Genomic DNA, 18768 nt, shown 5'->3' with positions numbered 1-18768 from the left:
ACCAGGGGAGGGTGCCTCAATGACAATTAGCGCCTTTCCTCTGGCCGAAATGGTCGGGGATGTCACGGTGGAGAGTGGTGGATGCCAGGTTTACCCCCGGTCGGTCAGATGCCGGACCCGCTGTTGATCGCCGAAGTGCACGATGCCTTCGGGGTGATCCAAGTAGTCGAAATGGGTGCTTACCGCTTTCTCGAGTTCGGCGAAGCGATCGAGCAGAGCTGCGTCTATATGCCGGACCCCAGCTGGTTGGAGTACGACTACACCCGCGCCATGCTGCTCGGCGCCCTGTGTCATGAACACCCGGAAAGTGCGCTGTTTCTCGGCCTCGGCGCCGGCAACCTAACCCAGGCCTGCCTGCGCTTTCTGCCGTTGGAAGATGTCGAGGTGATCGAGCTGCGCGCCGATGTGTCGCGCTTGGCCATGGAACATATGGGCCTGGTCGATGACCCCCGCCTGACCATTCGCATCGGCGATGCCCTGGAGCTGCTGGAGAGCGCGGAAAAGACCGACCTGCTGTTTGTCGACCTGTACACCGACCATGGCCCCGCGACCGGGCACCTGGCCTGGCGCTTTCTGGAAAACTGCCAGAAGCAGCTTAATCCGGGCGGTTGGCTGATCATCAACCAATGGGCTGGTAACGACGGCAAACCCCTCGGCGCACCGCTGCTGCGCGGGCTCTACCATCGGCATTACTGGGAGTGCCCGGTGAAGGAGGGCAACGTGGTACTGCTGGTGCCAGCGGATCTGGAGCAGGAAATCGACTTTGCCGAACTGCGCCGCCGTAATGAGCTGCTGGCGCCGCAGTTCGGTTATTCGCTGGAGTCTTTGATCAAGGCGGTACGTCCGGCGACCTGAGAATCTGTTAACGGTCTGCTGCGCGTCGGCCCTGCTGCGTTAAAAGCAGGCTCGGCAAGTCGCTTGCGGCTAACGCGCTTTAGCGCGGCCCGAAGGGTGAGTGAAACGAGTAGTGCTCATTTACACCAGTAAACTCCGCTTCCTCGCCTGTTTTTGCCTTGCATGATCCTAGCTCGCGATACCGTAAATCAGGTTCTGAACAGCTCGCCGGATAATGAACCTCAACGTCCTTTAAAGTCGCCCGGGCGGCGCTCCAGCATGGCTTTGACGCCTTCCTGAGCATCCTCGCTAGCCATCAGCCTTGTCACGGTCGGGTGCAAACTGGCGGCTGCGGCAGCTGGGCCTTCGATAACGGCTTGGCGTGCCGAGGCGAGGGTGGCCTGCACGCCCAGTGGCGCTTGGGCGGCAATGCGTTCGGCGAGCCACAGTGCCTTGGGTAGCAACTCTTCGCTGGCCACTACCTCCTGGATAAAGCCCAAGCGATAGGCTTCGTGAGCATCGAACTCATCGCCGGTGAGCAGCCAGCGCATGGCGTTGCCCCAGCCGGCCGTTTGATGCATGCGCAGGGTGGCGCCGCCGAAGGGGAAGATCCCACGTTGCACTTCCATCTGGGCGAAGCGGGTATTGCTGGCGCACAGGTTGATATCCGAAGCGAGCATCAGCTCGATACCGATGGTGTAGCAGTAGCCTTGTGCGGCGACGATCACCGGTTTGCTCACTCGTGGCCCGCCGAATACGCCCCAGGGGTCGCAGCCGCCTTCAGGAATCTTCCAGCCAGCGGCAAACTGCGCCGCCACATTGGCCAGGTCCAATCCGGCGGTGAAATGCTCGCCATGGGCAAATACCAGCGCCACCCGCGCCTCGCTGTCGCGCTCGAACTCACCGTAGGCCAGGCACATGTCGTCGAGCATGGGCATATCGAAGGCGTTGCGTTTGCTCGCTCGGTCCAGGCCGATCAACATGATCTGGCCGCGTTTTTCACGGCTGACGCGGCCGCTGGTGCTTTGGGTCATGGCGGGGAGTCCTTATACGCAGGTTAGTAAACTGGGGCGTGAAGTCGTTACAGCATGGCAGTTGCAGGCTATCAGAGGATGACCATCCGGCGTGCTATATGCTCGATTTCAGGAAAAACCAGTACATTTGGCCAGGTTTTCCGGTATAGTGCGCGCCGGTCAATTCTTGGCCACGTTCAGGTAGTACAACTCGCCCGAAGGTTTACTTTGGCAGTTAGTCCGTTTTGCGGACTATCCTTGACGATTCATTTATCACACGTTTTCGCAAATCCCCGCCGACATGGCTGCCAGGGTGACTCTCGGGTCTTACACGGCATGCGCAGCTTTGGAACATGGGTCTTTGCGGATGCACTAGAGGCAGACCCATGACCCAGGAAATCGGCGGCTTCGCCGCTCTCGATCTACATCCCAATGTTCTCGCTGCTGTAATTGCCACTGGCTATGAAGAGCCTTCGGCTATCCAGATTCAAGCGATTCCAGTAATCCTCGCCGGCCACGACATGATCGGCCAGGCGCAGACCGGTACCGGTAAAACCGCTGCCTTCGCCCTGCCAATCCTCAGCCGCATCGACCCGGCCAAGCGTCAGCCACAAGCGCTGATCCTGGCGCCGACTCGTGAGCTGGCGCTGCAGGTTGCCACCGCTTTTGAAACCTACGCCAAGCAAATGCCGGGCGTCAGTGTTATCGCAGTTTACGGCGGCGCGCCGATGGGCCCGCAGCTCAAGGCCATCCGCAATGGCGCACAGATTGTTGTGGCCACCCCGGGTCGTCTGGTTGACCACCTGCGTCGCGACGAGAAAGTCCTGTCGACCATTCAGCACCTGGTCCTCGACGAAGCCGACGAAATGCTCAAGCTGGGCTTTATGGATGACCTCGAAGTCATCTTCAAAGCCATGCCGGAAAGCCGTCAGAGCGTGTTGTTCTCTGCCACTCTGCCGCACTCGATTCGCGCAATCGCTGAAAAACACCTGCGTGATCCTAAGCACGTCAAAATCGAAACCAAAACCCAGACCGTAACTGCCATCGAGCAGGTGCATCTGATGGTTCATGCAGACCAGAAGCACGCCGCTGTCTTGCGTCTGCTGGAAGTCGAAGAGTTCGACGCACTGATCGGTTTCGTACGCACCAAACAAGCCACCCTGGACCTGGCCGCTGCGCTGGAAGCCAAGGGCTACAAGGCTGCCGCACTGAACGGCGACATCGCGCAGAATCAGCGTGAACGCGTGATCGACTCGCTGAAAGATGGCCGTCTGGACATCGTCATCGCCACCGACGTTGCCGCTCGCGGCCTCGACGTACCGCGCATCACCCACGTGATGAACGTGGATATGCCGTATGACCCGGAATCCTACGTCCACCGTATCGGCCGTACTGGCCGTGCCGGTCGTACCGGTCGCGCCCTGCTGCTGGTGACTCCACGTGAGCGCCGCATGCTGCAGGTGATTGAGCGTGTAACAGGCCAGAAGGTCGGTGAGGTTAAGTTGCCGGACGCCCAGCAAGTGCTGGACGCCCGCATTAAGAAGCTGACTAACAGCCTCGCACCTTTGGTGGCTGATGCTGAAGCCAGCCACGGTGAGCTCCTGGATCGCCTGACTGCCGACATCGGTTGCAGCCCGCGTGCCCTGGCCGCAGCCCTGCTGCGCAAGGCCACCAACGGCCAGGCGCTGACTCTGGCTGAAGTTCAGCGTGACCAGCCGCTGGTGCCAAATAGCAGTGGCCCACGTGAGCGTAGCGAGCGCAGTGATCGTCCAGAGCGTCCTGATCGCGATGGCAGCCGTGAGCGTCGTGCTCCTGTGCCATTGGCCGAAGGCCGTGCCCGTTGCCGTACCGCTCTGGGTGCTCGCGATGGTATCGCCGCGAAGAACCTGCTCGGCGCCATCCTCAACGAAGGCGGCCTGGTCCGCGAAGCCATCGGCCGCATCCAGGTGCGCGAGAGCTTCAGCCTGGTTGAGCTGCCAGAAGAAGGCCTTGAGCGTCTGCTGACCAAGCTGAAAGACACCCGCGTCGGTGGCAAGCCACTGAAGCTGCGTCGTTATCGCGAAGATTGATTCTTCGCTGAATAAAAAAGCCCCGCCTAGTGCGGGGCTTTTTTATTCCAGTCGTTTGTCGGCTGCATGGTTCAGGTGAAGCTGTAGATATCCATCCCCAGCGCGCCCAGGGTAAAGCCGCTGTGCTCGACCTTGAACTGTCCACCTGCGCCTTCGGCGAAGAACAGCGGCAGTAGGTGCTCGTCGCTGGGGTGGTTGCGTACCGCAAAGGGGGCTTGCCTGCGGTAGTCCAGCAGGGACGCCTGATCCTGCTCAGCCAGTATGTCGACGATCCAGTCGCGAAATGCCTGAGCCCAAGGCTCGATAACCTCAGGGCCGGCATGCCAGTCCAGCTCATCGAGGTTATGGGTGATGCTGCCTGAACCGATCAGCAGCACGCCTTGGGTGCGCAGGCTGGACAGAGCTTGGCCGACCTGGCGTTGTAACGCGGGGCCTTGCTGGCTAGGCAGCGAGACCTGCACCACGGGGATATCGGCCTGCGGATACATCAGTCTCAGGGGCACCCAGGCGCCATGATCCAGTGGACGCTCGGTATCGAGTTGTGCCGGCAGGTTGGCGGCAGCCAGCAGTTGGATTATTTCCGCCGCCAGCGTTGGGTTGCCGGGCGCCGGGTATTGCACTTGATAGAGCTCGGCAGGAAAACCGCCAAAGTCATGCCAGGTTCGCAGTTGCTCCGCGCTGCCGACCCGCAATTCGCGGCTTTCCCAGTGCGCTGAAACCACCACAATCGCCCGTGGCCTGGGTAGTTGGCTGGCCAGGCGGGCGAGGGCAGGGCCGCTGGCACCGGGTTGCAGGGCCAACATGGGTGAGCCGTGGGAGATAAAAAGGCTGGGCAGTGGCATAACTAACTCCTGAGAGCCTGCTTTCGATCTGCTGCGCGTCGGTCCTGCTGCGTTAAAAACAGGCTCGGAATGCTCATGTACAAAAGTACACTCCGCTTCCTCGCCTGTTTTTGCCTTGCATGACTCTAGCTCGCAAGATCGTAAACAGACTCTTAATCGATTTCCTCCATCTTCTATCAGCCAATCTGTGCATAAAAGCGCAAAAGCTAAGGTGTTTTTATCGTTTTAATAGATGAATTGGTGCTGGCGGAATCCCTTGGCCTTATTGGCCGCGTTGCGGCACGATCCTCAGTTGATTATTTGCAGGAGGCGGTATGCACGCAGAATTCTGGCAGGCGCGTTGGGCGCGCAGTGAAATTGGCTTTCATCTGCCTGACGTCAATCCCTATCTGCAGCAGTACTGGCCGGCGCTAGGTTTATCGGAAGGTGCGCGGGTGCTGGTGCCACTGTGTGGCAAGAGCCTGGACCTGGCCTGGTTGGCGGGGCAAGGCTATCAGGTGGTGGGTGTCGAGCTGGCGCAGCGTGCGGTGGAGGACTTCTTCGCCGAGCATAAGCTGCAGCCGGTGGTCAGTGAAGTGGGGGCTTTCAGGCTTTATCGGGCTGGCGCTGTGGAGATCTACTGTGGTGATGTCTTTGCCCTGACGGCGCAGCAGCTTGCCGGCTGCAGCGCACTGTATGACCGCGCCGCGCTTATTGCTTTGCCGCCAGAGATGCGCGTGCGTTATGTGGCGCATCTGACGCAGGTTTTACCCAGCGGCAGCCAGGGGTTACTGGTGAGCCTGGACTATGACCAGGCGCAAATGGATGGCCCACCCTTCGCCGTCGCAGACGAAGAGGTGCAGCAGCTGTTTACGCCTGCTTGGCAGTTAGAGGAACTGGCATGCGGCGATGTCTTGGGCGACAACTGGAAGTTTCTCAAGCGCGGCCTGGAGCGCCTGGATGAGCGGGTGTATCAGCTGCGTAAGGACTGAGTCACAGCCACAAAAAGGGGCGACTCAAGAGTCGCCCTTTTTATTTTTCACTAGTTAGCCGCGCTGACGCAGGGCTTCGATACGCACTTCCAGTGGCGGGTGGGTCATTAGCAGTCCAGCCAGACCGCCCTTCAGGCCGCCGTTGATGCCGAAGGCGGTCAGGCTGTTGGGCATGGTCACTGGCACTTCCTGTTCGGCGCGCAGGCGCTGCAGGGCGGCGATCATCGCGCCAGTGCCGGCCAGGCGTGCGCCGGCTTCGTCGGCCCTGAATTCACGCTTACGCGAGAACCACATAACGATGATGCTGGCCAGTATCCCTAGAACAAGTTCGGCGAAGATGGTTGCGACGAAGTAGCCGATCCCTGGGCCGCCTTCGTTTTTCAGGATGGCCTTGTCAACGAAATTGCCGAAGATGCGTGCGAAGAACATCACGAAGGTATTCACTACGCCCTGGATCAGCGCCAGGGTGACCATATCGCCGTTGGCCACGTGGCCGATTTCGTGGGCCAGCACGGCACGTACTTCATCGGGCGAGAAGCGCTCCAGCAGGCCCTGGCTGACCGCAACCAATGCATCGTTCTTGTTCCAGCCGGTGGCGAAGGCATTGGACTCGTAAGCCGGGAAGATGCCAACTTCCGGCATCTTGATACCGGCTTCGCGGGACAGTTCTTCCACGGTCTGCAGCAGCCACTGTTCGTGGCGAGTGCGTGGCTGGGTGATGATCTCGGTCTTGGTGCTCATCTTCGCCATCCACTTGGACAGGAACAGCGAGATCAGCGAGCCGGCGAAACCGAACACAGCGCAGAAAACTAACAGGCTGCCATAGTTCTGGCCGGTAAAGCGGTCGACCCCGAGCAACTTCAGGGTGATGCTGGCGATGATCAACACCGCAATGTTGGTGGCCAGGAACAGCATAATGCGCATCATGGTGTATTGAGACTCCTCACGGGAAACATCTATCAGGCCGCTGAAAATCCCGTTTTGGCTGCTTCGCCCGGTTTTCAACGGCCACTATTGGTTATGACGGCTATATAAGGGCGCGCCCCTAAGCACTTCAACCTGGCGACTATTTCAAACTATGTCGTTTGCGCTGTTCAGGTTGGATTCGAACAGCAGGCGGGTGAGGCGCGCTACGCGTTCGCCGTGCCGTTGGCCGAGTGCCTCACGCAACTGAAAGGCGAGGGTGGCATGTACGCGGCGCACGCTGGGCGGCAGCGCGTCGCCTTCGCGCAGGGCGTGGGGGACGCCGCGAGTCAGGCGCAGAAAGCCTTTTTCGCTGAGTACAGCTTGATCCAGGGCGTCGTAACCGATGGTCGAGTCGAAGCGGATATAGCCTTCCTCGGCCAACCACAGCAGGGCGCCCAGGCAGCTTTGATGGCGCGGAGTGGGCAGGCCGAACTCGTCCGGTTCTTCGCGGCCGATCAGGTCCTCGACATACAGCGCTGATTTGCTCGGGAACGCCTGGTACAGGGTCAGCATGCCGGCGGCGGCATCCTTGTAGAAGTCGTCAATCTGCAAGTCCATCAGAATTTGCCAATCATTGAAGTTGGAAGATAAGGCAGCACGCGGCCCAGCAGCGCCCAGGGCCAGCCAGGCACATAGGCACTGACGGCGCGTTTGTCGATGTGTTTGGCGATCAGTGCTGCGCCGCGTTCCACGTCAATCAGGAATGGTCGGCTGGCCATGCTGCTGTTCAGGGGTGTATCGATAAAGCCCGGCAGCAGCAAGGTGGTATCGATGTTCTTGCCTAGCAGTTCAGCGCGGGTGGCTTCCATGTAGCTGATCAAGCCAGCCTTGCTTGCCGAGTACGCGGCGGTGTGGGGCAGGCCGCGTTTGCCAGCGACTGAAGCCACTGCGACCAGATGGCCGTGACCTTGCTGGCGAAACAGCGCACAGGCGGCATCCAGGCAGGCAATCGCGCCGATCAGATTGGTTTCCACAGTCAGTCGAGCGCGCTTGAAGTGGCCACCGCCGGCTTTGCCGGTCAAGGCGATACCTGCGTTGGCGATAATCCCGTCCAGCCCGCCCAGAGCATTGGCAGCCAGGCCCACGGCGTCCTGGCACGCGTCGTAGTCGGTCACATCCAGCGGCAGCACCACTACCTTGCGCTGAAAGCGCGCCTGCAGCTCGGCAGCCAGCCGGTGCAGGCTGTCCTCACGGCGCGCGGCCAGCGCCAGGTCATAACCCTTGGCCGCCAACTCGCGAGCCAGGGCGGCACCGATGCCAGAACTGGCACCGGTCAGCAGATAGCGTTTGCCCTGGCTCATGGGTTGCTCCGATTACTGGTGGTAAGTCTTGAGGAAGCTGCCGATGCGGCCGATGGCCATTTCCAGCTCATCCACCCGCGGCAAGGTGACCACGCGGAAGTGATCCGGCCACGGCCAGTTGAAGGCGGTGCCCTGAACGATCAGCAGTTTTTCCGAGAGCAGCAGATCGAGGACGAATTTCTCATCGTTATGGATCGGGCAGACCTTCGGGTCGATCTTCGGGAAGGCATACAGTGCGCCCATTGGTTTGACGCAGCTGACCCCAGGAATGTCGTTGAGCAGCTCCCAGGTACGGTTGCGCTGCTCCAGCAGGCGGCCTTGCGGCAATACCAGGTCATTGATGCTCTGGTAGCCGCCCAGCGCGGTCTGTATCGCATGCTGGCTTGGCACGTTGGCGCACAGGCGCATATTGGCGAGGATGTCGATGCCTTCGATATAGCTCTGCGCACGGTGCTTGGGCCCGGAAATCGCCACCCAGCCGGAGCGGAAACCGGCCACGCGGTAGGACTTCGACAGGCCGTTGAAGGTCAGGCAGAGCACGTCCGGCGCCAGCGAGGCGGTGCAGATATGCACGGCATCGTCGTAGAGGATCTTGTCGTAAATCTCGTCGGAGAACAGCACCAGATTGTGCTGGCGCGCCAGTTCGACGATATCCAGCAGCACTTCTTTGGAATACACCGCGCCGGTGGGGTTGTTCGGGTTGATCAGCACCAGTGCCTTGGTGTTCGGCGTGATCTTGGCCTTCATGTCGGCAATATCGGGGAGCCAGCCGGCCTGCTCATCGCACAGGTAATGCACTGGCTTGCCGCCGGCCAGTGCTACAGAGGCCGTCCACAGCGGGTAATCCGGCGCTGGAATCAGCACTTCATCGCCGTTATTAAGCAGCGCTTGCATGGCCATCACGATCAGCTCGGACACGCCATTGCCGAGGTAGATGTCCTCGATGCCAACGCCTTCCACCTGCTTCTGCTGGTAGTACTGCATCACCGCCTTGCGCGCGCTGAACAGGCCTTTGGAGTCGCTGTAGCCCTGGGCGGTGGGCAAGTTGCGGATCACATCTTGAAGAATCTCTTCAGGTGCTTCGAAACCGAACGGCGCCGGGTTGCCGATATTCAGCTTGAGGATGCGGTGGCCTTCCTCTTCCAGGCGCTTGGCGTGCTTGAGCACCGGCCCGCGGATGTCGTAGCAGACGTTGGCAAGCTTGTTCGATTTGCTGAACTGCATGTAAGTGATCCCAAATGGTGGAGCGCCGCTGAATTACCCTGCAAAAGAGCTGATCTTGCGAGTCTTGGCAGGTTGTAACGCCGGTGACAGACTGGCGTCGAATGATACGTGGCAGCCCGACCTTGGCAAAGGTACTGGTCGGGCTTTTTTATGGTGTGCCATCCATGGCCGCCACCGGTTGGGCCGTCGTTGTGCGACGTCAAAAAATCGCTCCCGGCGATTTTTTCATGCAGAGGAGTATTGCCTGTGGATAAGCTGGAAAAACCCTTGGAAGCCTGGCGCGAAGAGCTTTCTGAGGAACAGTTTCATGTATGTCGTCTAGGCGGTACCGAGCGCGCCTTTACCGGCCAGTATCACGACAGTAAGGTGCCGGGTATTTACCACTGCGCATGCTGCCAGGCCGAGCTGTTCGACTCGGATGCCAAGTACGACTCCGGCAGCGGTTGGCCGAGTTACTTCCAGCCGGTCAGCGGCGAAGCCATCACCAGCCGGGATGACTTCAATCACGGTATGCACCGTATCGAAGTCAAGTGTGCCAAGTGCGATGCTCACCTGGGACATGTGTTCCCTGATGGGCCGGCGCCAACGGGGCTGCGTTATTGCATCAACTCGGCATCGCTCAAGCTGGAGCCGAAGGCTTAATGCCATTGCACAGGCCCGCTATCAGCGGGCCTTATTTTGCTCTAATTAAATTGCATGCAATTTAATTGCTCGCTATCTTGCGCCCATTCCAACTCCTCAGGATGACCAGCATGAGCAGCGCACTCTTCGATATTCCGGTTACCACCATAAAGGGCGAGCAGAAGACCCTGGCCGATTTCGGTGGCAAGGCCGTGCTGGTGGTCAACACCGCCAGCAAATGCGGCTTTACCCCGCAGTACAAGGGCCTGGAGAACGTTTGGCAGCAGTACAAGGACCAGGGTCTGGTGGTGCTGGGCTTCCCCTGCAACCAGTTCGGCAAGCAGGAGCCAGGTGATGAGGGCGCGATCAGCGAGTTCTGCGAGCTGAACTTCGGTGTGAGCTTCCCGCTGTTCAAGAAGGTCGATGTCAATGGCAGCGATGCCCACCCGCTGTTCGTCAACCTGAAGAAGAGCGCGCCGGGCCTGCTCGGTAGCCAGGGTATCAAGTGGAATTTCACCAAGTTTTTGCTGAGTGCCGATGGCGCGGTGATCAAGCGTTTCGCCCCGACCACCAAGCCTGAAGACCTGACTGCCGAGATTGAAGCACTGCTGAAATGACCCAGGCCAGTTTGCGCGCGGATGACGGGCTGCAGCTGGACAACCAGCTGTGTTTCAAACTCTACGCCGCCTCACGGGCGGTGATCCGCGCCTACAAGCCTATGCTCGATCAGCTCGGTCTGACTTACCCGCAGTACCTGGCCATGCTGGTGCTGTGGGAGTGGCAGCAGCAACCGCCGGCGCTGCCGACGGTCAAGGCGCTGGGCGAACGCCTGTTGCTCGACTCCGGAACGCTGACACCGCTGCTCAAACGTTTGGAGCTGCAAGGTTTGCTGCAGCGCAAACGTTCGGCCAGTGATGAGCGTGAGGTGCACCTGGCGTTGACCCCTGTCGGTTGCGTTTTGCGTGAGCAGGTATTGCCGCTGAAAAGCCAACTGCTGTGTGAGCGCGGGATTGATCTCGATCAGGTTGCCGCGTTGCGCAGCCAGGTCGGTGTGCTGCTCGATCAGTTTATGCTGCTTAACCACTGATCGAGCAGGGCCGCTAGCTCATCCTTGCGGAAGGGCTTGGCCAGGTAGTCGTCCATTCCCGCAGCGCGGCAGCGCTCGCGTTCATCGGACAGTGCGTTAGCCGTCAAAGCGATGATCGGTAGCTCGGCGAATTCGCCTTTCTGGCGAATCCGTCGGGTGGTTTCATAGCCATCCATGACCGGCATATTGCAGTCCATCAGGATCAGATCGACTGCCTGGGTTTCCAGCAGGGTCAGGGCTTCGCCGCCGTGGTTGGCCAGCAGCACCTCGCAGCCGAGCTTGCCCAGCATGCCCTTGGCCACCAGCTGGTTGACCGGGTTGTCTTCTACCAGCAGTACGCGCGCCTGGCGGTTGCGTTTCGGCTCGCTGTGTTGCTCGGCGGCATGCGCTTCGTCCTGACCAAGAGTGCGGCGCAAGGCCTGCAGCAGCGCTTGGCGTGACAGCGGTCGGGCCAGTTGTTCGATAGGCGAAAGTTTTTCCACCTGCTCGCTGCTGAGAAAGTTGCCATAGGCGCTGACCAACAGAATCGGCAGGTTGGAGAGCGTGCGCAGCTCATTCAAGCGCTGCGGGCAATCGCTTATCAGCAGGTCGGCATCAAGCGTACCCAGTGCGGCATCAGCGTCCAGATGTTGATACTGCAGGCCCCAGCTCGGCAGCAGGCTTGCCAGCTGTTCACTCAATCCGGAGCTGGCTGGGCTGAGCCCGATAATGCGTCCGTGCAACAAGGGAAGCTGCTTGGCGTTGGTCTGGCCAGGTAGCGGTAGATCGACGCAAAAGGTGCTGCCAAAACCTTCCCGTGTCTCCAGACTCAGTTGGCCGTGCATGACTTCGCAGAGGCGGCGCGTCAGGGCCAGGCCCAGGCCTGTGCCGCCAAATTGCCGAGTGATGCCAACACCGGCCTGGGCAAATGGATGGAAAATCCGCGCCTGGGCATCTTCGGCAATGCCGATACCGGTGTCGCGGACAATAATCCTGACGCCGCTAGCCTGGGCGCTGATGCTGATGTCGACGCGGCCAAAACGGGTAAATTTCAAGGCATTAGACAGCAGGTTGCTGACAATCTGCCTGACCCGCGTCGGGTCACCGAGCAACTGGTTGGGCAGTTGTGGATCGATCAGGCAGGTCAGTTCAACACCGGGAGCGGCATTTTGCGAGAGCAGGTTGGCGGTGTCTTCGACCATGCTGCCGAGGTCGAAGGGAATCTGTTCCAGCTCCAGTTGCCCTGCCTCGAATTTCGACAGATCGAGAATGTCGTTGAGCAGCTCGACCAGCACCTTGCCGGAGTCGTGAGCAATCGACAGCTGTTGGCGCTGCTCGTTATTCAGCGGCCCATCCAGCGACAGCGCAAGCATGCCCAATAGGCCATTGAGTGGGGTACGAATCTCGTGACTCATATTGGCCAGAAAGGCCGAGCGCGCCTGGGCCATGTCCAGGGCCGTGCGTTTAGCCTGTTCCAGCTCGCGGTTGGAGTCGAGCAAACGGCTATTGGCGGCTTCCAGTTGTTCGGTGCGCGCCGAGACCATGTCTTCCAGCTCGGCCAGGTAGCGGGTCAATCGGGCTTCGGCTTGCTGGCGTTGCTCGATCTCGCTGGCGATGCTGCTCAACTGGCGATTGGTCACATCGACTAGCACGCCGATCTCGTCACGCTCATGGTTGGGTGGGTAGGGCAGCTTGGTGTTGTTGGGGCTACTCAGGTTGCGTTCGCTGAGGGCGCGGATAAATCCGGTCAGCGGCTTGGTCAGCATGAAATAGAACATCACCAGCAGAATCAGCGACAGCAGCAGGCTGCGCGCGAAGCCGGTGAGCAGGGTCAGTAGCGAGCGGCGCAGGAAATGGCTACCAAAGGCGTAGGTGTCGACTTCCAGGCTTAGTTTTCCGAGGGCTTCGCTGGGCGAGTGGCTGACGAACAGAGCGGTTTCGAAGTATCGGCGTTGGCCGAATATAAAGTCGCTGAGGACTCGGTAGCGGCTTTCCATGGCAGGGCGGCTGACGCTGGCCAAGGTCAGCTGATTGTTATCGGTGATCTGTGCGCTGATTACCGCTGGTGAGCGCAGCAGTCCCAGTACCAGCTCTTGTGCCAGCTCGGCGTCGATGTTGTAGGCGATGCGTGCAGCTGGGTTGTGGCTGATCTCCATGAGCGCGTTAATCTCGCGGTCGATGGAAGCATCTTCGCTGGCATAATCGATGCCCACTTGCATCAAGCTCAGCGCCGTGCCGAGGATAAAGGCTACCAATACGGTCAGGCCGGCCTGTTTGAATGACAGGCGTTGGGTTAGCGCTATATCCATATGGGCCGGTTGTTCTCATGTTGAGTCGCCTGCCAAGCATAGCCCATCTGTTTTGCCGGACGGCAGTGGCAGAATGGCTCGAAAACCCGGGAGTGTGTCGTGGATTCGCGTTTAAGTGATTTTTTGTTGCGCGCCGAGGTGGTGTTGGCGCGCCTGGAGCCCTTGCTGCCGGCGCAGCGCCCGGTTATCGACTGGCAGCAGAGCCTGGCGGCACGCTGGCAGCGTGATGGTCGCAGCGGTTTTCTGGCGCCGCTGCAGGTCAGGCTGGATGTGAGTCTGCAGGACCTGATCGGCGTGGATCGACAGCGTGCGCAGTTGGCACGTAATACCCAGCAGTTTATTCACGGGCTGCCGGCCAACCATGCCTTGCTCTGGGGCGCACGCGGTACGGGTAAATCATCGCTGGTGCGGGCGTTGCTGGCCGAACATGCGGCGGCGGGGCTGCGTCTTATCGAGATCGAACGTGATCATCTGGCCGACCTGCCGCGCATCGTCGAGCAGTTGAGCGATCTGCCGCAGCGCTTTGTGCTGTTCTGCGATGACCTGTCATTCGAGGCCGGTGAGGGCGATTACCGCATGCTGAAAACCGTGCTTGATGGCTCCTTGGAGCGCGCGCCGGACAATGTGTTGCTGTATGCCACCTCCAACCGCCGCCATCTGCTGCCGGAAAAGCAGAGCGACAATGAAAATTGGCAACGAGTCGATGGTGAGCTGCACCCCAACGAGGCGGTGGAAGACAAGATCGCGCTATCTGACCGTTTCGGCCTGTGGCTGTCGTTCTATCCCTTCACCCAGGAGCATTTTCTCAACGTGGTCCGCCATTGGGTTCATGTACACGCCGCGCAAGCCGGCTTGGCCTGGCAATGGCACGACGAGCTGGAAAAGGCTGCGATACGCTGGGCCTTGGGTCGCGGTAACCGCAACGGACGTTGCGCCTATCAATTTGCCCGCGACTGGGTGGGCCTGCAATTACTGAGTAAAACTGATGATTGATCTACAACAAAGCGGGCAGGGGCTCGATGGCTACCCATTGTTGATCGCGCAGCTGCAGGCTCTGTTGGCTGGTGAGCGAGACTTTATTGCCAATGCGGCGCAGTTTTCGGCATTTTTGTTCCAGGAACTGAGCGACCTGAACTGGGCAGGTTTCTACCTGGCCCGTGGCGAGGAACTGGTACTCGGGCCGTTCCAGGGCAAGGTGGCGTGCGTGCGAATTCCCTTCGGTCGCGGTGTGTGCGGCGCCGCAGCGGCCACTGGACAGACTCAGCGCGTTGCAGATGTACATGAGTTTGCCGGGCATATCGCCTGCGACAGCGCTTCCAATAGCGAGCTGGTGGTGCCGCTGTTCAAGGGCGGCCGCTTACTTGGCGTGCTGGATCTCGACAGTCCGTCGTTGGCACGCTTTAGTGCGGCTGATCAGGCAGGTGTTGAGCGATTGGTCGAGGTGTTTGTCGAGCTCACTGACTGTTGAGGTCGCAGATACGCAAGAGCCCGGGTCAACCGGGCTCTTTGCTTTCTGGTGCTACCAACTCAGACCCTAGCAGTCATCTTGGCGAGCACCTTCAGCTCACCTGGTAACACGCTCTGCACCGAGTCGCGTGCGGTGATTCGCGCATAGTGGGCACAGAGGTTGGGCCAGCGCTGCGCATCCAACTGTTCACCGCCGTGCTGCATATTGATCAGCTGGCAGGCCAGGGCCAGGTCGGCCAGGGTTAGGCTGTGGCCGACCAGGTAGTCGGCTGAGCCGAGGGTCTGTTCCAGGTAGTCGAAGTGCGCAGGCAGTTTTTCGTGCAGAGTTTTCTGCACGGCGGCTTCGTCGCAGGTCTGGCCCATGCTGGGTTTCAGTGTGCGGTTGCGGAACACGCTGAAGGTGCACAGCGGTGCCAGCTCATAGTCGGCATATTTTTCCAGCCAGCGCACCTGGGCTCGTTGTTCGGCGTTTTGTCCGAGCAGGCTGGGGCGCTCTGGATACTTATCATCAAGGTACTGGCAGATCACGCTGGAGTCGGCAAGGGTGAAATCGCCATCTTTGAAGGCCGGAATGCGCCCCAGCGGGTTCAGCTCGCGGTACCAGGCCGGTTGGCCAAACGGTAGGACGATTTCCAGCTGATACTCCAGGCTCTTTTCGGCCAGAAACAGGCGAACTTTACGGACGAAGGGCGACAGCGGGGCGCCGTAAACGGTCAGGCTCATGCGTGGTTCTCATCGGCGGGCTACAGCGCGCAAGTCGCGCGCTGGCAGGGTTAGTCGTAGATGTTCTTCTTCTTCCACTCGTCATCGCCGCCGAGAGACTCCAGGCCGGCATCGAGTTCGCTGGGCTGGTCGCTGACGGGCTTGCTGCTTTCCAAAACCATGGCATTGGCGCGTGCCAGTTGTTCTTCGAATTTCTTCAAGGTGTTCTGATAAGGCGCAGGGTCAGGTTGCTTACGTAGGTATTGCACGCCACGCTCGAAGGCCAGGCGCGCCTGACCTGGCTGCTTTTGCTGCAGCGCATGTTGACCGAGGTTGCCGAAGAATTCGATGTGCACTTGGGTCAGCATATGGCGCACTTCTTTGAGCCAGTGCTTGGCCTCGCTGGTCGGGATAATCCCGTCTTTGGCGCAGCGCGTCAGTTGGCCGTGAAGGTTTTCAAGCTGGAAGCGTACTTCCTTGGCCTTGGCTTCATTGAGTATGGGTTGCGGCGGGTTGTTGACCGCGATCGATTCGCCCTGGGCGATGAGTTTGCGCAGTTCTTCGATGCGCGCCTTGAGGGCATTGTTGCCCTTGTCCAAAGGCAGCATGCGTTCACTGAAGTGCAATTGCAGGCGACTGAGCATCAGCTTCAGTGCCGGGCTCATCAGTTGGCCGGGGAGGGCTTCGGCAAGGTCCGTGCAGCGGCGTAGGCGATCATTGAGGTCGGCCTTGATGCGTGCCTTCTCCAGCTTGTTGTTCTCGACCATATGATTGATATAGGCAATGGCGATCAAGACGACGATGCCAGAAACAATCAATATGGTAATCACGAGTGGGGACATGGGTGGAGCCTCTCGATCACCGGTTTTTCTCCCGAGTGTAGTGCCTTAGCTGAGAGGCTGATAGAGCTGCCTTACATTCGTGGCTGAAGTCTTTGATTTATAAAATTTTTTACGCAGAGGTTGACGGGCCTTGTAAGGCTCCATAGAATGCGCGCCACTTCGTAGCGCAATGCCTCACGGCAAAACGTGTAGAAGCCGGATAGAAGTTGTAGTTTCCGGGCTGCGTCCCCTTCGTCTAGTGGCCTAGGACACCGCCCTTTCACGGCGGTAACAGGGGTTCGAGTCCCCTAGGGGACGCCACTTCTTTTATGAAGTGTGCTGCTAAAACCAAGTTGTATGCGGGAATAGCTCAGTTGGTAGAGCACGACCTTGCCAAGGTCGGGGTCGCGAGTTCGAGTCTCGTTTCCCGCTCCAAATTTAGGTGATCTGCTCAGGCAGGTAACCGACAAGTTCCAAGGTCCCCTTCGTCTAGTGGCCTAGGACACCGCCCTTTCACGGCGGTAACAGGGGTTCGAGTCCCCTAGGGGACGCCATTTTTAGTACCAAGCTGTATTGCGGGAATAGCTCAGTTGGTAGAGCACGACCTTGCCAAGGTCGGGGTCGCGAGTTCGAGTCTCGTTTCCCGCTCCAATAAAAAAACGCCGCTCAATTGAGCGGCGTTTTTGTTTCTGTTGTTATTCATGAATAGAAAAGCCAGGCATTTGCCTGGCTTTTCTATTCTAGCGCGACACTGCGCTAGCGCAGCATCTGCTCAATGATGCGCTGCTCTTCGATCAGCTCGCGTTGCCTGGCGTCGATGCGTGAGGCCAGCTGGAAATTGTTGCTGGCCCGGCGCTTGGCGAAATCAAGCTGCTCCAGGGCTTGGTTATAGTCGCCAACCAGAGCGAAGAATTCGCCACGGGCTTGATGCAAGCCGATGGTGTTGCCGCTCAGGCCGCGGACTTCGGCCACCTGGTACCAGACATCCGGGTCTTTGCTGCGGCTTTTCAGCATGTCATCAAGTGCGCGTTCGGCTTCCTGAATGCGTCCTTGCTTCATCAGCAGGTCGATATGTGCCTGATTGACCGGATAGTTATTCGGATAGAGAGTCAGCAGCCGTGACGTGCGGCTTTGCGCGTCGCCCAGGCGATTGGCGGCCATATCCAGTTCAATCTGGGCCAGGTTATAGGTTGCATCGTTCGGTGAATTCGCCAGCAAAGGTTGCAGGGTTTCGCGCGCTTGTTTGTATTGGCCACTTTTGATCTGAGCAATTGCCAAGCCGTAGCGGGCGGCTTCCATCTGCGGGTTTTCGTCGAGCATATTGCGAAAACGCTTAGCGGCGATCCCTGGGGTTTCTTCATAGGTCAGCTGCACGCGGGCGCGCATCAGTTGGTAGCGCACGCTGTCGGTGATGCCCGTAGCGTTGTATTGCTCCGCGCGGTTGCGGGTGTCGGCGATGCGCGATTCCGATACCGGGTGAGTCAGAAGGAATTCCGGCGGCTTGCGGTCGTAGCGGTACTGGCGCATCAGGCGTTCGAACATGCTGGGCATGGCGCGTGGATCGAAGCCGGCTTTTTCCAGATTGACCAAGCCGATGCGGTCGGCTTCCTGCTCGTTCTGCCGGGAGAAGCGCCGTTGCTCCTGCATCGCGGCAGCCTGTGTCGAAGCGATTGCGGCAATACCAAGGTCGCCAGCACCTGCCGCGGCGGCAATAATGCCGGCCAACATGCCAGCCATCACCGGAATCTGCATGCGCTGCTGAGCTTCCAGGCCGCGAGCAAAATGGCGCTGCGACAAATGCGCCAATTCGTGGGCCATGACCGAGGCGTACTCAGCTTCGGTCTGGGCGTACAAAAACAGGCCGCCGTTGACCCCGACAATCCCGCCAGGGGCGGCGAAGGCGTTGATCTGCGGGCTGTTAAGCAGAACGAATTCCAGGCGGCGATCCTGCAGCTGGCTGGTTTCGCTCAGGCGGTAGACGCTGGTCTCGACGAAGTCCTTGAGCTGCGGGTCGTCGAGTTGACTGACCTGGCCGCGTACCAGGCTCAGCCAAGCGCGGCCCAGTTGATGTTCTTGCTGCGGGGAAACGATGGCTGAACTGGCGTCGCCAAGGGAGGGCAGGTCACTGGCCATGGCGGGGGCTGCCAGCAGGCAAGCCAGCGTCAACAGGGTAGGGCGCAGAAGGCTCATGCACAAAGCTCGTGTCGAACAAAGGCGCTACTGTAGCTGGCTGGCTGCTGTGCTGGCCAGGGTTGTGCGGCCTTGGGTATCCTTGCGGCCTTCTTGGAGTAGCTCAATGACTGATATGCAATGGCGTGCCGAGGATTTCGACGCGCAACTGGACGCCTGCGGGCTCAATTGCCCGCTACCGTTGCTTAAGGCCAAGCTGGAACTCAATCGGCTGGCCAGTGGTGCAGTGCTCAAGGTAGAGGCTACCGATGCTGGCTCGCAGCGGGATTTCCGTGCCTTCGCCAACTTGGCCGGGCATAGTCTGTTGCGTGAAGAGGTCGATAATGGCGTTTACCGTTATTGGTTGCGCAAGGCCTGAGGCCGGCATTGCTA

General features: G+C 59.6%; 19 protein-coding genes and 4 tRNA genes. 13 read left to right on the top strand and 10 right to left on the bottom strand.

Translation table 11 applies throughout. The features are described 5' to 3' along the window. The first annotated feature begins 81 nt into the window (after window positions 1–81). Complete coding sequence (locus AACY25_RS11575) at window positions 82–855, top strand: spermidine synthase (RefSeq protein WP_339524652.1); 774 nt, start codon at window positions 82–84, stop codon at window positions 853–855. A 221-nt stretch (window positions 856–1076) separates the two neighbouring features. Here AACY25_RS11575 and AACY25_RS11570 read toward each other — a convergent pair whose 3' ends face one another. Continuing rightward, a complete protein-coding gene (locus AACY25_RS11570) occupies window positions 1077–1868 on the bottom strand; it encodes a crotonase/enoyl-CoA hydratase family protein (protein WP_339524650.1) in 792 nt (263 codons plus the stop codon). 332 nt (window positions 1869–2200) lie between these two features. Here AACY25_RS11570 and AACY25_RS11565 point away from each other — a divergent pair, with 332 nt between their 5' ends. After that, window positions 2201–3916 carry a DEAD/DEAH box helicase gene (locus tag AACY25_RS11565; protein WP_339524649.1) on the top strand — a complete coding sequence of 572 codons (1716 nt, stop codon included), beginning with the start codon at window positions 2201–2203 and terminating at the stop codon, window positions 3914–3916. A 71-nt stretch (window positions 3917–3987) separates the two neighbouring features. On the opposite strand, the gene AACY25_RS11560 is transcribed toward AACY25_RS11565, so the two are convergent. Beyond that, window positions 3988–4758: a DODA-type extradiol aromatic ring-opening family dioxygenase gene (locus AACY25_RS11560; RefSeq protein ID WP_339524648.1), complete on the bottom strand. Its 771-nt coding sequence runs from the start codon at window positions 4756–4758 to the stop codon at window positions 3988–3990. Window positions 4759–5072: 314 nt separating this feature from the next. On the opposite strand from AACY25_RS11560, the gene AACY25_RS11555 reads away from it, so the two are divergent. Beyond that, window positions 5073–5729: a thiopurine S-methyltransferase gene (locus tag AACY25_RS11555; protein WP_339524647.1), complete on the top strand. Its 657-nt coding sequence runs from the start codon at window positions 5073–5075 to the stop codon at window positions 5727–5729. 54 nt (window positions 5730–5783) lie between these two features. Here the strand turns inward: AACY25_RS11555 and htpX are convergent, their stop codons facing one another. From htpX to AACY25_RS11535, 4 genes are all read right to left on the bottom strand, one after another. Beyond that, the gene (gene htpX / locus AACY25_RS11550; protein ID WP_339524646.1) at window positions 5784–6656 is read right to left on the bottom strand and encodes a protease HtpX; all 873 of its coding nucleotides are present in this window, start codon (window positions 6654–6656) and stop codon (window positions 5784–5786) included. A 144-nt stretch (window positions 6657–6800) separates the two neighbouring features. After that, the gene (locus AACY25_RS11545; RefSeq protein WP_339524644.1) at window positions 6801–7253 is read right to left on the bottom strand and encodes a hypothetical protein; all 453 of its coding nucleotides are present in this window, start codon (window positions 7251–7253) and stop codon (window positions 6801–6803) included. After that, a complete protein-coding gene (locus AACY25_RS11540) occupies window positions 7253–7996 on the bottom strand; it encodes an SDR family NAD(P)-dependent oxidoreductase (RefSeq protein ID WP_339524642.1) in 744 nt (247 codons plus the stop codon). The genes AACY25_RS11545 and AACY25_RS11540 overlap by 1 nt, the downstream gene beginning before the upstream one ends. A gap of 12 nt (window positions 7997–8008) precedes the next feature. Continuing rightward, window positions 8009–9220 (bottom strand): pyridoxal phosphate-dependent aminotransferase, encoded by a 1212-nt coding sequence (locus AACY25_RS11535; protein ID WP_339524640.1) that lies wholly within the window; start codon window positions 9218–9220, stop codon window positions 8009–8011. A 246-nt stretch (window positions 9221–9466) separates the two neighbouring features. On the opposite strand from AACY25_RS11535, the gene msrB reads away from it, so the two are divergent. From msrB to AACY25_RS11520, 3 genes are all read left to right on the top strand, one after another. Then, complete coding sequence (msrB, locus tag AACY25_RS11530; RefSeq protein ID WP_339524639.1) at window positions 9467–9862, top strand: peptide-methionine (R)-S-oxide reductase MsrB; 396 nt, start codon at window positions 9467–9469, stop codon at window positions 9860–9862. Between the two features lie 110 nt (window positions 9863–9972). Then, window positions 9973–10458, top strand: coding sequence for a glutathione peroxidase (locus AACY25_RS11525; protein WP_339524637.1), 486 nt, complete (start codon window positions 9973–9975; stop codon window positions 10456–10458). Next, complete coding sequence (locus tag AACY25_RS11520; protein ID WP_339524635.1) at window positions 10455–10928, top strand: MarR family winged helix-turn-helix transcriptional regulator; 474 nt, start codon at window positions 10455–10457, stop codon at window positions 10926–10928. Before AACY25_RS11525 ends, AACY25_RS11520 begins: the two co-directional genes overlap by 4 nt. Here the strand turns inward: AACY25_RS11520 and AACY25_RS11515 are convergent. Beyond that, window positions 10904–13216 (bottom strand): response regulator, encoded by a 2313-nt coding sequence (locus AACY25_RS11515; RefSeq protein WP_339524634.1) that lies wholly within the window; start codon window positions 13214–13216, stop codon window positions 10904–10906. The genes AACY25_RS11520 and AACY25_RS11515 overlap by 25 nt on opposite strands. 99 nt (window positions 13217–13315) lie before the next feature. Here AACY25_RS11515 and AACY25_RS11510 point away from each other — a divergent pair, with 99 nt between their 5' ends. After that, a complete protein-coding gene (locus tag AACY25_RS11510) occupies window positions 13316–14209 on the top strand; it encodes an ATP-binding protein (protein ID WP_339524633.1) in 894 nt (297 codons plus the stop codon). Then, window positions 14202–14684 (top strand): GAF domain-containing protein, encoded by a 483-nt coding sequence (locus tag AACY25_RS11505; protein ID WP_339524631.1) that lies wholly within the window; start codon window positions 14202–14204, stop codon window positions 14682–14684. The genes AACY25_RS11510 and AACY25_RS11505 overlap by 8 nt, the downstream gene beginning before the upstream one ends. A gap of 59 nt (window positions 14685–14743) precedes the next feature. Here the strand turns inward: AACY25_RS11505 and AACY25_RS11500 are convergent, their stop codons facing one another. Together AACY25_RS11500 and AACY25_RS11495 are read right to left on the bottom strand one after the other, a co-directional pair. Beyond that, window positions 14744–15406 carry a glutathione S-transferase family protein gene (locus tag AACY25_RS11500; RefSeq protein ID WP_339524630.1) on the bottom strand — a complete coding sequence of 221 codons (663 nt, stop codon included), beginning with the start codon at window positions 15404–15406 and terminating at the stop codon, window positions 14744–14746. A gap of 50 nt (window positions 15407–15456) precedes the next feature. After that, window positions 15457–16227 (bottom strand): hypothetical protein, encoded by a 771-nt coding sequence (locus AACY25_RS11495; protein WP_339524629.1) that lies wholly within the window; start codon window positions 16225–16227, stop codon window positions 15457–15459. A 224-nt stretch (window positions 16228–16451) separates the two neighbouring features. Between AACY25_RS11495 and AACY25_RS11490 the strand changes: the two genes are divergently transcribed. The 4 genes from AACY25_RS11490 to AACY25_RS11475 all read left to right on the top strand — a co-directional run bounded on the left by AACY25_RS11490 (window position 16452) and on the right by AACY25_RS11475 (window position 16857). Next, window positions 16452–16527, top strand: a tRNA-Glu gene (locus AACY25_RS11490). Window positions 16528–16565: 38 nt separating this feature from the next. Beyond that, window positions 16566–16641 (top strand) — tRNA-Gly (locus tag AACY25_RS11485). 43 nt (window positions 16642–16684) lie between these two features. Beyond that, window positions 16685–16760 (top strand) — tRNA-Glu (locus AACY25_RS11480). A gap of 21 nt (window positions 16761–16781) precedes the next feature. Next, window positions 16782–16857, top strand: a tRNA-Gly gene (locus tag AACY25_RS11475). A gap of 105 nt (window positions 16858–16962) precedes the next feature. Here AACY25_RS11475 and AACY25_RS11470 read toward each other — a convergent pair. After that, window positions 16963–18396 carry a M48 family metalloprotease gene (locus tag AACY25_RS11470; RefSeq protein ID WP_339524627.1) on the bottom strand — a complete coding sequence of 478 codons (1434 nt, stop codon included), beginning with the start codon at window positions 18394–18396 and terminating at the stop codon, window positions 16963–16965. Window positions 18397–18502: 106 nt separating this feature from the next. Here AACY25_RS11470 and AACY25_RS11465 point away from each other — a divergent pair, with 106 nt between their 5' ends. Then, window positions 18503–18754 (top strand): sulfurtransferase TusA family protein, encoded by a 252-nt coding sequence (locus AACY25_RS11465; RefSeq protein WP_339414274.1) that lies wholly within the window; start codon window positions 18503–18505, stop codon window positions 18752–18754. Window positions 18755–18768: the final 14 nt, after the last annotated feature.

The sequence above is a fragment of the Pseudomonas sp. EA_35y_Pfl2_R111 genome (genome assembly GCF_963970955.1).
Classification (GTDB): domain Bacteria; phylum Pseudomonadota; class Gammaproteobacteria; order Pseudomonadales; family Pseudomonadaceae; genus Aquipseudomonas.
This window is presented reverse-complemented; position numbering and strand designations above follow the sequence as displayed.

Bases quoted from the DNA above. Each gene is read 5' to 3' on its own strand.
- AACY25_RS11575 (WP_339524652.1), top strand. From the start codon at position 82: ATGCCAGGTTTACCCCCGGTCGGTCAGATGCCGGACCCGCTGTTGATC.
- AACY25_RS11570 (WP_339524650.1), bottom strand. From the start codon at position 1,868: ATGACCCAAAGCACCAGCGGCCGCGTCAGCCGTGAAAAACGCGGCCAG.
- AACY25_RS11565 (WP_339524649.1), top strand. From the start codon at position 2,201: ATGGGTCTTTGCGGATGCACTAGAGGCAGACCCATGACCCAGGAAATC.
- AACY25_RS11560 (WP_339524648.1), bottom strand. From the start codon at position 4,758: ATGCCACTGCCCAGCCTTTTTATCTCCCACGGCTCACCCATGTTGGCC.
- AACY25_RS11555 (WP_339524647.1), top strand. From the start codon at position 5,073: ATGCACGCAGAATTCTGGCAGGCGCGTTGGGCGCGCAGTGAAATTGGC.
- htpX (WP_339524646.1), bottom strand. From the start codon at position 6,656: ATGATGCGCATTATGCTGTTCCTGGCCACCAACATTGCGGTGTTGATC.
- AACY25_RS11545 (WP_339524644.1), bottom strand. From the start codon at position 7,253: ATGGACTTGCAGATTGACGACTTCTACAAGGATGCCGCCGCCGGCATG.
- AACY25_RS11540 (WP_339524642.1), bottom strand. From the start codon at position 7,996: ATGAGCCAGGGCAAACGCTATCTGCTGACCGGTGCCAGTTCTGGCATC.
- AACY25_RS11535 (WP_339524640.1), bottom strand. From the start codon at position 9,220: ATGCAGTTCAGCAAATCGAACAAGCTTGCCAACGTCTGCTACGACATC.
- AACY25_RS11525 (WP_339524637.1), top strand. From the start codon at position 9,973: ATGAGCAGCGCACTCTTCGATATTCCGGTTACCACCATAAAGGGCGAG.
- AACY25_RS11520 (WP_339524635.1), top strand. From the start codon at position 10,455: ATGACCCAGGCCAGTTTGCGCGCGGATGACGGGCTGCAGCTGGACAAC.
- AACY25_RS11515 (WP_339524634.1), bottom strand. From the start codon at position 13,216: ATGGATATAGCGCTAACCCAACGCCTGTCATTCAAACAGGCCGGCCTG.
- AACY25_RS11505 (WP_339524631.1), top strand. From the start codon at position 14,202: ATGATTGATCTACAACAAAGCGGGCAGGGGCTCGATGGCTACCCATTG.
- AACY25_RS11500 (WP_339524630.1), bottom strand. From the start codon at position 15,406: ATGAGCCTGACCGTTTACGGCGCCCCGCTGTCGCCCTTCGTCCGTAAA.
- AACY25_RS11495 (WP_339524629.1), bottom strand. From the start codon at position 16,227: ATGTCCCCACTCGTGATTACCATATTGATTGTTTCTGGCATCGTCGTC.
- AACY25_RS11470 (WP_339524627.1), bottom strand. From the start codon at position 18,396: ATGAGCCTTCTGCGCCCTACCCTGTTGACGCTGGCTTGCCTGCTGGCA.
- AACY25_RS11465 (WP_339414274.1), top strand. From the start codon at position 18,503: ATGACTGATATGCAATGGCGTGCCGAGGATTTCGACGCGCAACTGGAC.